The sequence below is a fragment of the Gammaproteobacteria bacterium genome (assembly GCA_009838035.1).
Lineage (GTDB): Bacteria > Pseudomonadota > Gammaproteobacteria > Steroidobacterales > Foliamicaceae > Foliamicus.
Genome location: VXSK01000023.1, coordinates 39,885 through 53,222 on the forward strand (window position 1 = coordinate 39,885; position 13,338 = coordinate 53,222).

Here is a 13,338-nt window from a genome sequence, read left to right on the forward strand (position 1 = left end):
GTGGAGAAGCAAGGTGGCCGAAAGATCATTCGCGAAGGAAGTTGAACTGCTGCGCCTGACCGCGGGCGAGGAATTCCGCGGCGAGGGCATACTCGCGGTCACCAAGGCGCTGCTGCAGTCCGGCGTGGCTTACGTGGCAGGCTATCAGGGCGCGCCGGTCTCGCACCTGATGGACGTGCTGGCCGACGCGGGCGAGATCCTGAACGAGCTGGGCGTGCAATTCGAGTCCAGCGCCAGTGAGGCCACCGCGGCCGCCACGCTGGCGGCTTCCATCAACTATCCCCTGCGCGGCGCGGTGACCTGGAAGTCCACCGTGGGCACCAACGTTGCCAGCGACGCGCTCGGCAATCTCGCTTCGGCGGGGGTCAAGGGCGGCGCGCTCGTCATACTCGGCGAGGACTACGGCGAGGGCTCCAGCATCATGCAGGAGCGCACCCACGCCTTTGCGATGAAATCGCAGCTCTGGCTGCTCGATCCCAAACCCCGGCTGGACAGCATCGTGACCGCGGTGCAGCAGGGTTTCGAGTTGTCCGAGGCCAGCAATACGCCCGTGATGCTGATGCTGCGCATCCGCGCCTGCCACCTGTACGGGAGCTTTATCGCCAGCGACAACCGCCGTCCGCCGTTCACGGCCGCGGACGCGCTCGATGCGCCGCAGCGCGACCCGTCGCGCATCATCCTGCCGCCCTACACCTACGAACAGGAACGCGAGAAGACCGAACAGCGCTGGCCGGCGGCCGTGCGCTTCATCCGGGAAAACAAACTCAACGAGTTCATCGACGGTGCGGAAAGCGATCTTGGAATCGTGCTCCAGGGCGGTCTTTACAACGGGGTTCTGCGGGCCCTGGAACACCTGGGCCTGGCCGACGCTTTCGGCGCCTCGCGGCTGCCTCTCTACGTGCTCAACGCCACCTACCCGCTGGTCGAGGAGGAATTCGTGCGATTCGCGACGGGCAAGCGCGCGCTGCTGATCGTCGAGGAAGGCCAGCCCGAGCATATCGAGCAGGCCGCCCACCAGTTCCTGCGCCGCGCCGACCTGCAAACCCGGATCGTCGGCAAGGGCCCATTGCCGATGGCGGGCGAATACACCGGCGCGGTGCTCAAGGAAGGAATCCGCGCCTTTGTCGAAGAGCACGGCCCCCGCCTGCTCAATCCTGTCACCGAACAGCCGCTGCTCCCCGCCTCGCAACTGGCCGCCAGGGTGCCGGAACGGCCGTCCGGCCTTTGCACCGGCTGCCCCGAGCGTCCGCTGTTCTCTTCGCTCAAGCTGCTTCAAAAGGAGATCGGCCCGGTGCACGTAAGCGCCGACATCGGCTGCCATTCCTTCGCCAGCCTCGAGCCCTTCCACCTCGGCGCCAGCATCCTCGGCTACGGGCTGGGCAGCGCTGCGGCCTCCGCATTGCACACGCAAGGCGACCGCCGTCCCGTGTCGATCATGGGCGACGGGGGCTTCTGGCACAACGGCCTGACCAGCGGCATCGGCAACGCGGTGTTCAACGAGCACGACGGCGTCACGATCATCGTGGACAACGGCTATGCCGCGGCCACCGGCGGACAGTGGATCCCCTCGTCGGAGGCCGATGCCCCGCGACGCACCGCCCGCCTGTCGATCGCCGATGCCGTGCGCGGCGTGGGCGTGCGCTGGGTGCGCAGCCTCAACACCTACGACATGAAGGGCACGCTCAGGATCCTGCGCGAGGCCATGAGCACGCGCGAGAAGGGGCCCAAGGTGATCGTGGCCCAGGGCGAGTGCCAGCTCAATCGCGAGCGGCGCATCCGGCCGCTGCTCAACCGGCGGCGCAAGGCCGGCATGCGGGTCGCGCGCAAGCATTACGGCGTGGATGCGGAAACCTGCACCGGCGATCACTCCTGCATCCGGCTGTCTGGCTGCCCGTCCCTGACCGTCAAACCGAACCCCGATCCGTTGCGGAGCGCGCCGGTGGCGGCGGTGGACTACGACTGCGTGGGTTGCGGGGTATGCGGCGAAGTCGCGCACGCGGCAGTGCTCTGTCCTTCGTTCTATCACGCGGAGCTGGTGGACAATCCCGGCGCAGTCGAACGGTTCATGCAAGGGCTGCGCCGCGCACTGATCGGCTTTCTGCAACGCCGCACCCAGCGCAAGCGGGCCCTCGCGTGGTAGAAGGAGAACCGGCTCCCCGGGTCTTCAAGCTGGCGATCGCCGCCCTCGGCGGCCAGGGTGGCGGCGTATTGACCCAGTGGCTGCTGGACGCGGCCGAAGCCAGCGGCTTCATCGCGCAGGCGACTTCCGTGCCGGGCGTCGCCCAGCGCACCGGCGCCACCCTCTACTATCTCGAGTTCTTCCCCCGCGCGGCCGCGGAGGCGGCGGAGGCGGACCCGGTGCTTGCGCTGATGCCGCAGCCGGGCGACGTGGACCTCGTGGTCGCATCGGAGCTGATGGAAGCGGGCCGCGCCATTCAGCGTGGACTGGTGACGCGCGAGCGAACCACCCTGGTCGCATCCACCCACCGCGTTTTCACGATCGGCGAGAAGTCGGCGCTCGGCGACGGGCTCGCCGACAGCGACTCCGTCCTCCAGGTGGCGCGGGCCAGCGCGAAACGCCTGGTGGCGCTGGACATGGAGGCCCTGGCCCGGGAACACCGCAGCGTGATCAGTTCGGTCGTGCTGGGCGCCCTGGCGGGCTCCGGCGCCCTGCCCTTCTCGGCCGAAGCATGCGAGCAAGCGATACGGGCGAGCGGCCGGGCGCTGGAACGCAATCTCGCCGCGTACGAAGCAGGCAAGGCGCGCGCCGAGGCAGCGGCCGGCGGAGATGCCGCCGTGTCGAGTCCGGATTCCGCACCGTTGTACGAACCGGTGCCGGTTCCCCGCAACCCGAAAGCGAAAGCGCTGATGGAACGCGTTTCGAATGAGTTCCCAAGCACCTGCGCGGACCTGCTGGGAATCGGCGTGCACCGCCTGGTCGACTATCAGAACCACCGTTACGCCGGCCTGTACCTGGACCGGCTGCGCTCCATCCTGGAGCTCGACAGCGCGGCCCGCCAATACACCCTGCTGCTCGAAACCGCCCGCGGCCTGGCGCTGTGGATGAGCTACGAGGACACGGCGCGGGTCGCCGACCTCAAGACTCGCGCGGCCCGCTTTGCCCGCGTGCAGGCGGAAGTCGGCGACGGCGGCGGCCGGCTGATGCGGATCGTGGACTACCTGAGTCCGCGGGTGGAGGAGATCTGCGGCAGCCTGCCGGCCTGGCTGGGAGCGCCGCTGATGAGGTGGGGCTTCACCGGCCGGATACTGCAGGCCTTCACCGGCGGCAGAAAGATCTCCACCGACCGCCTCTGGGGATACCTCTTTATGCGCGCGATGGCGCGCACGCGTGCCTGGCGGCCGAGCTCCCTGCGCCACCGCGAGGAGGACGCACGCATTCGCGACTGGCTGGCCACGCTGGCGGAACTGGCCCCGCAGGACTACGGGCTTGCGGTGGAGATGGCGGCCTGTCAGCAACTGGTCAAGGGCTACGGCGAGACCTATGAGCGGGGCCTGAGTCGCTACGAGGCCATCCGGGAGGCGCTGCCGGCACTGCGACAAAGATCGGAACCGGCAAGCGCCGTGCGTGAGTTGCGCGATGCGGCGCTGGCCGATGAGGACGGCACGAAATTTCACGCCGCAGTGGCCCGATTGTGAGAGAATCGCGGGGGTTCGTCACCGGCCGCACAGAGCAGATCGGCGCAAGGTCAACCAATATGAAGGCAACAATCGCAAGTCTCCTTAATGCCGGCTCCCGCCGTCTGAACCTGCTCGGCGCGGCCGCCTGTTTTCTCCTGTTCGGCTACGCTCTGTTCGCCGAGCATGTCCAGGGCTACGCGCCTTGCCCCCTGTGCATCCTGCAACGATTTGCGGTCGTCGGGATGGGCCTGGCTTTCCTGCTCGCGGCCGTGCATCGACCGGCGAACTGGTTCCGCCATGCCTACTCGGCGCTGTGCGGCGCGGTCGGACTGGCCGGCGGCGGCGTGGCTATCCGCCACCTCTGGATTCAGAACCAGCCCGAAGGCACAGTGCCGCCCTGCGGCGCCAGTTTCGATTTCATCGTGGAGAACTTCGGCGTGATCACCGCCGTCCGCGAAGCCCTCACCGCGTCCGGCGAATGCGCCGAAGTCGACTGGTCGCTGTTTGGACTCTCGATGCCGGGCTGGGTGCTGCTGGCGCTTCTCGGCCTCACCGCCTGGGCCGTCTGGACCAATTCCTTCGCCCGCCGCTGAGGCGCTTGATTCGGATGCCGATTCGGGGCATCTTGGCGGCCCTGGCCTGAACAGGGAGCGAACACTTGACCGACACATTCAATGCCATCGTGGCGCGGGAGCGCGACGGCAAGGTTCAGGGTCGACTGGAGAAACTCACCGCTCCCGACCTTCCCGACGAGGACGTGCTGGTGGAGATCAGCCACTCCACGCTCAATTACAAGGACGGCCTGGCGGTGAGCGGACGGGGCAAGATCTGCCGCCGCCTTCCCATGGTGTGCGGCATCGACCTGGCCGGCGTCGTGCGTGACTCGCGTGACGGCCGGTTCCGGTCCGGCGACCGGGTGCTGGTCAACGGCTACGAGCTCTCGGAAAAATACTGGGGCGGCTATGCGCAGCGGCAGCGTCTGAAAGGCGACTGGCTGGTGCCGGTTCCCGAGGCTTTTTCGCCGGAACAGGCGATGGCGCTGGGCACGGCCGGATACACGGCCATGCTGAGCGTTCTTGCGATTCAGGACGCCGGCCTCACTCCCGATGCCGGCCCGGCCCTGGTTACCGGCGCTACGGGCGGCGTGGGCGCGGTGTCCGTAATGCTGCTTTCCGCGCTCGGCTATGAGGTCACCGGAGTAACGGGCAAGCCGGACGGCGCGAATTTCCTTCAGTCGCTGGGCGCCTCCGGGACCATCGCGCGCGACGAGCTGGCGCGCGATTCGCGGCCGCTCGAGTCGGAAACCTGGGCGGCGGCGGTCGATTCCGTCGGCGGGACCACGCTGGCGACAGTACTGGCGCAGACGCGGCGCGGCGGCCTGGTGGCGGCGGTGGGGCTGGCCGGCGGTTTCCGCCTTCCGACCACGGTCATGCCGTTCATCCTGCGCGGCGTGACCCTGCGTGGCATCGATTCCGTGATGGCTCCGCAGGAAAGGCGCCGGCGCGCCTGGGACGCGCTTGCCGAACTCGTCGATCCGGCGAAACTCGCCGAAATCTACCGCATGGCGCCGATGTCGGAGGTCCCCGCGCTGGCGAACGAAATCCTGGACGGGCGGATCAGCGGGAGGGTCGTGATCGATGTCAATGCCTGACCGCCCGGGAGCGGAGCGATATAGCGAACAGGGGATAAAATCCGCGCCATGAAAAATTACGACCTGAGCGGCAAGGTCGCGCTCGTTACCGGTGCCGGCCGCGCCCGCGGACTCGGCGAAGGCATCGCCTCGAAGCTGGCCGATTGCGGGGCCAGCGTACTGATCACGGACCTGGGGGAGTCGCCGGACGAACACATGCCCGACAAGCACATCGGAGCTACCGATTCCATGCGGGCCGTGGTGCAGGGTATTCGGGACCGGGGCGGCGTCGCCGACGCATTCCCGCTCGACGTGCGCGACGAGTCCCAGGTCGAGGCCGCGGTGGCGCACGCCGTGGATAGCTTCGGCCGCCTGGACATCCTGGTCAACAACGCCGGGATCGGCTACCTGATCGACGCCTGCACGGAACTGTCGGAAGACAAGTGGGACGCGGTCCTGGACGTGAACCTGAAGGGGCCCTTCCTGTGCACCAAGCACGCCGCCCGCCGTATGATCAGTCAGGGCGAGGGCGGGCGCGTCATCAACATAGCAAGCCAGGCCGCGAAATCCAGTTTCCCGCACATGGCGGCATATACCGCGTCCAAGCACGGCCTTGTCGGGCTGACGCGAACCTGCGCCCTGGAGCTGGGTCCGCACGGAATCACCGTCAACTCCGTTTGTCCCAACCACGTTACGACCGGGCTGGGCGCCGTCCAGAACGATTATTTTTCCAATCACTTCGGCCTGACGCTGGAGCAATACATCGACAATATCCGCACGCGCAATCCCATGCGCCGCGAGGGCAAGGTCGCCGACACCGCCAACGCCGTTGCGTTCCTGTGTTCCGACCAGGCCATCTACATCAACGGCGACTCGCTGAACGTGACCGGCGGCGAGGAAATGCACTAGGAGAAAACTGACTCATGTTGAACAAACAAGACTTTTTCGACGCACTGGAAGCCGCGCGCAAGCCGCGCCACGGCGGCGGCCACCCGTTCAGCCGGATGTGGGCTCAGGGCGCCCTGTCCCGCGAACAACTGGGACGTTACGCGGTGCAGCACTATTACTACATCGCCCCGATCCCGCAGCAGTTCGCCGCGCTCTACGCACGGCTGCCGGATCTCGATGCGCGTCAGCACCTGCTGGAGAACCTGCTGGGCGAGGAAATGCCGGACACGCCGGAAAAACGGCATCCGGACCTGCTGATCAATTTTGCCGAGGCCTGCGGTCTGACGCGGGACGACGTCGTCAACGCGGACCTGCGCGACGAAATCCTTCCCACAACGAGGGCCATGCGCGCCTGGATCTGGGAGTTGTCCACGATTCGCCACCTGGCCGAATCGGCCGCCGGCATCATGGTTGCGCTGGAAGGCCAGTTGCCCACGCTGTATCCGGCCTATGTCAAGGCGATGCGCAAGATGGGGTTCAGCGAGGAGGACATGGAGTTCTTTCACGTGCACATAGAGGGCGACGAGGAACACGCCCACATCGGCCTGGAGCTGACCGACCGCTATGCCACCACCGAGGCTCTCCAGGAGCGCGCCATCGCCGCGGTTCGGGCTTCCGCTTCGCTGCGCTGGAGCATGCTCGACGGCATACAGGCCGCGCTGGTGGTACCTAAGGCCGCCTGACCTTGATTGAATCCGCGGGGAGCGCGGTTTGACGAGCACGGCGGAGTGCGCGCTGGTAACGGGTGCGGCCGGCGGGATCGGATCGGCGGTCGTGCAGCGGTTCGTTGAGCGTGGGTTGGCGGTGGGAGCGATGGTATTGCCGGGGCAGGAGGCGCCCGCCGGCCTGACGCTGCCGGCCGAAGCAACCGACGAAGCGCAGGTGGCCAGAGCTGTCGCGCATTGCGCCGAGGAACTGGGACCGCCCCGCTGGGTGGTCCACACCGTGGGTATCACCGGAGAGGGGCCGTTCGTGGACGTTTCGCTGGATGACTGGAACCGGGTCGTGGACGTCAATCTCACTTCGACGTTTCTGCTGGCTCGCGCCGTGCATCCTCATCTGAAGCAGACCCGCGGCGCGATGCTGATGTATTCGTCCACCAACGCGATCAACGGCGGCAACGAATTGTCCGGCCCGGCCTACACGGCGGCCAAGGCCGGAATCATCGGCATGGTCCGTTACCTCGCCCGCGAGTGGGCAACCGACGGCATACGGGTCAACGCGATCGCGCCCGGCCCGATCGATACGCCCATGCTCGACCGTCTCGGCCCGGAGAGGCGCGCCGAACTGGCCGAGCGGGCGCCGCTGGGCCGGCTCGGCACTGCGGATGAGTGCGCGGCCATGACCGATTTCCTGTGCTCGGATGCCGCCGGGCACATGACAGGCACAATTACCAACATATCCGGCGGCCTGCTGCTGGACTGACTGACCAAAAAAACCGAAGAGAGGACACTTATGAAAATCAGAACTGCGATATCGGGCGCGACGCTGCTGGCGTTGATGCTGACAGGTGGCGCCGCCGCGGCTGACGAAAAGAGCGTGATGGAGAAACTCGCCGCGCTGGAAGGCGACTGGGTGTATCTGGACGAGAACGGTGAGGAGTCCGACATGATCGGCTCCACCTTCCGGGTCACGGCGGCCGGTTCCGCCCTGGTGGAGGTGATGGCGCCCGGCAGTCCCGAAGGATACGAAATGGTCAACATGTACCACGCCGACGGCGACCGGGTGCTGATGACGCACTACTGCGCCGCCGGCAACCAGCCCCGCATGGAAGTGATAGCCACGGATGACGAGTACCGCCTCGAGCTCAAGTTCGAGAGCGTCACGAACCTGGCCTCGCCCGACGCCAATCACATGCGCCACGCCGAATATGTTTTCCACGGCGATGATCGTTTGACGACCCGCTGGTGGAGCATGCAGGACGGGAAGATCAGCGAAGAGAACCACACCACGATCGAGCTGAAGCGCAAGAAATAGCCTGATCCTTCCGCAAACGGAAGGTGGCCCTATGCTGCCGATCGATCCGCAGCGGATGCTCGCGGACCTCCGCGCGCTGGCGGAGTTCGGCAGGCTGGGCACCGGCGTCAACCGGCGCTCGCTCACGCCCGAGGACCTGGCCGCTCGCGACTGGCTGCTGGAACGAATGCGGGCTGCGGGGCTGGATGCCCAGATCGACGGAATCGGCAGCGTGGCCGGGCGCACTCCCGGCAGCCGCAAACACGTACTGATCGGATCGCACACCGATTCGGTGCCCAAGGGCGGATGGCTGGACGGCTCCATGGGAGTGATCTTCGGGCTGGAGATCGCCCGTGCGTACGTGGGGGGCGGCCGCTCGGATGAACTGGGCATTGAGGTCATTTCCTTTATCGACGAGGAAGGCCGTTTCGCCGGTTTGCTGGGCAGCGCGGCGTTCACCGGCAGAGTGGACGAGTCGGACATCGGAAAGCTCAAGGACGAACGGGGCGAGAAACTGGAAAGCGCGCTGCAGGCGGCCGGCTACGACGGGCGCGAGCTGTTGCGCTGCGAGCCGGGGCGCCACGCAGCCTACCTCGAGGCGCACATCGAACAGGGCCCCGTACTGGAGACCGCCGGCAGGAAAATCGGACTGGTGACCGACATCGTGGGCGTGGCCCGCTGTGAAGTCGTTTTCACGGGCCAGGCCGATCACGCAGGCACCACCCCGATGGAACTGCGCCGGGACGCGGCCGCTGCCCTGTATGCCTTTGCCGACGATTTCGCGCGCTTCTGCAGCGAAGAGGGAAGCGACCGGACCGTCTGGAACCTGGGGATCGTGGCGATGGACCCGGGCGCCTACAACGTGGTGACCCGTCAGGCCCGGTTGGGCGTCGAGTATCGCGATCCTTCGGATTCCGTAATCGACCGCATCCGGCAATACATCGGCGAAAGCGCGGGGCGCCTGGCGAAGCGGCACCGAGTCTCTACGGAAGTCGTCGCGGGCGCGAGCATCCGTCCGAACCCTATGGACGAATCCTTGCTGCGCCACCTGGAGCTGGCCGCCGGCGACCTGGGCGCATCCAGCATGCGAATGCCGAGCGGCGCCGGACACGACGCCACGATGCTGGCGCCACTGATTCCCTCCGCGATGATGTTCGTGCCGAGCATCGGCGGCCGCAGCCACGACATCTCGGAAGATACGCGCGAGGAAGACATCGTGCTGGGACTGAAGGTGCTGGCGCGCGCGGTCGAGCGAATCATCGATTCCGCGTAATCCGGCAACGAGGGCGTCCCCAATAGACGAAAGCCCGGGGTCGCCGGGCTTTCGTATTGTTGGGGCTTCAGTTTCCGTTCAGAACGAGTAGCTGACGCTCGCGGTAATGAGCTGCGGCTGTCCCAGCGTGCCGATCACGATGATCTCGTCCGCGTCGCCGTCCAGGAAGAAGAAATCCGGGAAGGTCTGCACGTCGGTGTAGTAGTCCTCGTCCAGGACGTTCTCCACGTTCAGCGCCAACTCCCAGCGCTCACTGGAAACGCTGATTTGAGCGTTAACCAGCGTAAAGCTGGGATTGACCACGGTCACGCCGGCCGGATCGGACAGCCGCAAGCCGGTGTACTTGCCGTTGTGGCTGACCTGCGCGCTGGCGTTGAAGTTCATCCCGTTGGCCAGCGGCTGCACGTAGTCCGCGGCCAGACTCCAGTTGAAGTCCGGCGTAACCGGCGGCGTGTCGCCGCCGATGTCCTTGAAGTCGTCTCCGGAGAACACCCGGGTGCCGCTGTCCCATTCGGCTTCGGTCCAGCCGGCGGCAACCGCCACCGAAAGCTGATCGCTGAGCACCGCCCTTATATCCGCTTCCAGGCCGAACTGCTTTGAGTCGCCCACATTGTTGATCAGCTCCACGATTCCGACTTCGGACGGAACCTGGGTCTCGATCTGACGGCGGTCGTAGTCGATGAAGAAGGCCGCCAGCGATGCCGTCACGCGGCCGTCCATCATCCGGCCCTTCCAGCCGGCCTCGTAGCTGACCGCCTCCTCGGAGTCAAATGACGTCAAATTGGGCAAATCCTCGATGATATTGAAGCCGCCCGGCTCATAGCCGCGCGAGTAGGTGCCGTACAACATCGAGCCGTCGCCCAGCCAGCGAGTAAGCGACAGCCGGGGGAGCAACTCCGTTTCGCTCGAGGTACCGTCGGCCATGTTGCCGTCGGTAAAGCGCAAGGTGTCGTTGTTCCAGTGGTCGCCCCTCAATCCAAGGCTCAATTCCCAGTCACCCAGGTCGTAGGTCCCGTTCATGAATCCGGCGAGATGGCTCTTGTCGCGCATCCGTTTCTCGAAGGGCGTCAACGCGACGTCACCCAGCTCTTCGGCCTCGGTTACCGTTTCGCCGGCCCAGACGCCGCTGCACATCGAGCCCGCGGCGCAGCCCAGAGGTCCGCTGATCTCGCCTCCGGAATAGATGACCGTGTCGTACCAGACCAGGTCGGAGTCCATCTTCTCGTCGTAACGCGAGTAGTAGACACCCGCCAGCCACTGGAACGGCCCTTCATCCGTCGACGTAAAGCGGATTTCCTGGGTGAGCACATCCATGTCTTCGGGCCGGAATAACGAAAGCAGGTACTCCTCCTTCTGGTCCAGGTCCGTGAAACGGAAACTCTCAGTGGTGGTCCACGACGAAACCGTCGTGATGTCGTAGCCGTCCATTTCCCAAGTCAGCTCCACCATGGCCGAAGTCGTGTTGCGCTCGTGCCTCGGGTTGAAACTCGCAGGCACCTCGTTGTGGTGCTGAAGGTCACTCTCGTCGAGTTCTCGTATCCAGGTGTTGTTCGGTCCCTCGTATTCATTGGAGCGCACCGAAACATAGGCCGAAAGGTTGTCGCCCAGCGGCCCGGCCAGCGAAACGCGCACGCCGGTCTCTTCCGTGGCCCCGATGTCCTCGTCGTTGTCGCCGGCGATTCCGTTCAGACGCGTCGGGTTGGGATTGTGCAGGAAGCCGTCGTTGGTCGCCCAGAAACCGAACACCCGCATGGCCCAGTCGCCCTGGCCCAGCGGCAGGTTGAGGCTGCCTTCCACGTCGAAGATGCCCTGGTCGCCCACCACGCCCTTGACCCGGCCGAACGCTTCTTCCGTGTCCGGGCGCGCGCTGACGAATTTGACCGCGCCGCCGATGTTGCTGCCGCCATAGAGGGTGCCCTGCGGCCCTTTCAACACCTCGATCCGTTCCAGGTCGCCGAAACGCGACGAGGCGTCGGAAAACAACTGAACGTCATCGAGATAAAAGCCCACGCCCTGGGTGTTGCCAAAGGCGCCCAGGCCGCGCACCGAAACATTGGGAAAGCCGTCCAGGCGCATCGACAGGTTCAGGTTGGGCACCTGAAACCCCACGTCCTCCAGGCCCTTGATCTGTTGCCGGTCGATGTCCGCACCGGTGATCACGGACACGGACTCGGGGATCTCAAGCAGGCTCTCCGCGCGTTTCCGCGCGGTCACGACAATCTCTTCGATTTCCCCGGCGGCGGCCTCCTGTGCTGTCGCCGTCCCTGCTGGCAGTAGAAAAATGGAAAATGCCGATATCGCAGCTATTGATCCAAGCCACGCAAAGTTTCTTGAAAACTTCAGCATGTTGGCGTCCCCTAATACTGACCGTTCTAGTGATTCTCCACAATTCCCGGCCTGAATCAAGCGCACTTCATTCCGTCTCCGCCCCCATTGCGCCATAATGGACTGCCGCCGCGGCTGGCGCAGACGGAGTTCACGCTTGAGCGAACCTCTCACCGAAAACACCATCGCAGTTCTCAGCCGGCAGGGTCATTCCCTGATGACCGGCGACTCCGTGGGCGAGCGCTACAGCGTGGACTTCACCGCGGAAAACGCTTTCCGGCCGTCGGCGGTGGTGCGCCCCGGCTCCACGGAGGAGGTGTCCCACGTGCTGAGCACTTGCCACGAACTCGGGCAGCCGGTTGTCGTGCAGGGCGGCATGACGGGCCTGGCCGGCGGCGCCACCCCGCAGGCGGGCGAGTTGGCGCTTTCGCTCGAGCGGCTCAACGGCATAGAAGAGCTGGACACAGCCGCCATGACCGTTACCGCCTGGGCGGGCACTCCGCTGCAGGTCATCCAGGAAGCGGCGCGGGATGCGGGATTTCATTTGCCGCTGGATTTCGGCGCGCGCGGTTCCTGTCATATCGGCGGGGCGATCGCCACCAATGCGGGCGGCAACCAGGTAATCCGATTTGGCATGACCCGCAACCTGGTGCTGGGGCTGGAAGCGGTGCTGGCGGACGGCACGGTCATCAGTTCGCTAAACAAGATGCTCAAGAACAACGCCGGGTACGACCTGAAGCAGTTGTTCGTGGGCACCGAGGGAACGCTCGGTGTCATTACGCGCGCGGTATTGCGTCTCTATCCGAAGCTGGAGAGCACTTGCACCGCCCTGTGCGCCGTGCGCTCGTTCGATCCTGCCGTCAGACTGCTACGTGAGCTGCAGGGCAAACTCGGCGGCTCGGTCAGCGCCTATGAAGTCATGTGGTCGCCTTACTTCGACCGTGTGATCAGGCACAGCGACAGCCTGCGCTCGCCTTTCGACCAGGACTACCCGATTTACGCGCTGGTGGAAGCGGAAGGCTCGGACCAGGAAACGGACAGCCGGCGATTCGAGGAAGTCCTCGCCGGCGCGCTGGAGGCCGGACTGATCGATGATGCGGCGATAGCGCAATCGGAAAAGGACCGGCAGGCTTTCTGGAACATCCGCGACGGCGTGGCGGAAATCACCGCCGACCTGTTGCCTTACGCCAGCCTGGACGTCAGCATGGATATCGCCGAGATGGCGGAATTCCTGGATGAGTTCGACACGGAGCTCAAGGAAGCGCTGCCGGACGCCATCAATCTCGTGTTCGGGCACATCGGCGACAACAACCTGCACCTGTTCGTGAGTACGCGCCGCGAGGGAGATCTGGAGACCATCTTCGATATCGGCTACCGGCTCACCGGCGCGCACGGCGGCTCGGTTTCGGCGGAGCACGGCATCGGCGTGCTCAAGCGCGACTACCTGCACCTGTCACGGAGCCCGGAAGAACTCGAACTGATGCGGCGCCTGAAGCAGGCACTCGACCCCAAGAGCATCCTCAACCCCGGCCGCGTAATCTCCGCCTAACCGGCACTCTGGGCGGCA

At 65.6% G+C, this 13,338-nt stretch carries 11 protein-coding genes; 10 read left to right on the forward strand and 1 reads right to left on the reverse strand.

All coding sequences use genetic code 11. The features are described from left to right. Nucleotides 1–13: 13 nt before the first annotated feature. The 9 genes from F4Y72_09675 to F4Y72_09715 all read left to right on the forward strand — a co-directional run bounded on the left by F4Y72_09675 (nucleotide 14) and on the right by F4Y72_09715 (nucleotide 9,446). Nucleotides 14–2,140 carry an indolepyruvate ferredoxin oxidoreductase subunit alpha gene (locus F4Y72_09675; GenBank protein ID MXZ28557.1) on the forward strand — a complete coding sequence of 709 codons (2,127 nt, stop codon included), beginning with the start codon at nucleotides 14–16 and terminating at the stop codon, nucleotides 2,138–2,140. Then, nucleotides 2,134–3,657: an indolepyruvate oxidoreductase subunit beta family protein gene (locus tag F4Y72_09680; GenBank protein ID MXZ28558.1), complete on the forward strand. Its 1,524-nt coding sequence runs from the start codon at nucleotides 2,134–2,136 to the stop codon at nucleotides 3,655–3,657. The genes F4Y72_09675 and F4Y72_09680 overlap by 7 nt, the downstream gene beginning before the upstream one ends. 59 nt (nucleotides 3,658–3,716) lie before the next feature. Then, nucleotides 3,717–4,232, forward strand: coding sequence for a disulfide bond formation protein B (locus F4Y72_09685; protein MXZ28559.1), 516 nt, complete (start codon nucleotides 3,717–3,719; stop codon nucleotides 4,230–4,232). Nucleotides 4,233–4,297: 65 nt separating this feature from the next. Beyond that, complete coding sequence (locus F4Y72_09690) at nucleotides 4,298–5,290, forward strand: oxidoreductase (protein MXZ28560.1); 993 nt, start codon at nucleotides 4,298–4,300, stop codon at nucleotides 5,288–5,290. Nucleotides 5,291–5,338: 48 nt separating this feature from the next. Then, nucleotides 5,339–6,178 (forward strand): SDR family oxidoreductase, encoded by an 840-nt coding sequence (locus F4Y72_09695; protein ID MXZ28561.1) that lies wholly within the window; start codon nucleotides 5,339–5,341, stop codon nucleotides 6,176–6,178. A gap of 14 nt (nucleotides 6,179–6,192) precedes the next feature. After that, nucleotides 6,193–6,900, forward strand: coding sequence for a hypothetical protein (locus F4Y72_09700; protein ID MXZ28562.1), 708 nt, complete (start codon nucleotides 6,193–6,195; stop codon nucleotides 6,898–6,900). A 10-nt stretch (nucleotides 6,901–6,910) separates the two neighbouring features. Then, nucleotides 6,911–7,642 (forward strand): SDR family oxidoreductase, encoded by a 732-nt coding sequence (locus F4Y72_09705; protein MXZ28563.1) that lies wholly within the window; start codon nucleotides 6,911–6,913, stop codon nucleotides 7,640–7,642. Between the two features lie 30 nt (nucleotides 7,643–7,672). Beyond that, nucleotides 7,673–8,194, forward strand: a complete 522-nt coding sequence (locus F4Y72_09710; protein ID MXZ28564.1) for a hypothetical protein — start codon at nucleotides 7,673–7,675, stop codon at nucleotides 8,192–8,194. Between the two features lie 31 nt (nucleotides 8,195–8,225). Beyond that, entirely contained in the window at nucleotides 8,226–9,446 is a 1,221-nt protein-coding gene (locus F4Y72_09715; protein MXZ28565.1) for a M20 family metallo-hydrolase, read from the forward strand. A 78-nt stretch (nucleotides 9,447–9,524) separates the two neighbouring features. On the opposite strand, the gene F4Y72_09720 is transcribed toward F4Y72_09715, so the two are convergent. Beyond that, nucleotides 9,525–11,957, reverse strand: coding sequence for a TonB-dependent receptor (locus tag F4Y72_09720; GenBank protein MXZ28566.1), 2,433 nt, complete (start codon nucleotides 11,955–11,957; stop codon nucleotides 9,525–9,527). On the opposite strand from F4Y72_09720, the gene F4Y72_09725 reads away from it, so the two are divergent. Beyond that, the gene (locus tag F4Y72_09725) at nucleotides 11,890–13,320 is read left to right on the forward strand and encodes an FAD-binding oxidoreductase (GenBank protein MXZ28567.1); all 1,431 of its coding nucleotides are present in this window, start codon (nucleotides 11,890–11,892) and stop codon (nucleotides 13,318–13,320) included. The two genes, F4Y72_09720 and F4Y72_09725, sit on opposite strands and share 68 nt — an antisense overlap. The last annotated feature ends 18 nt before the right edge of the window (nucleotides 13,321–13,338 follow it).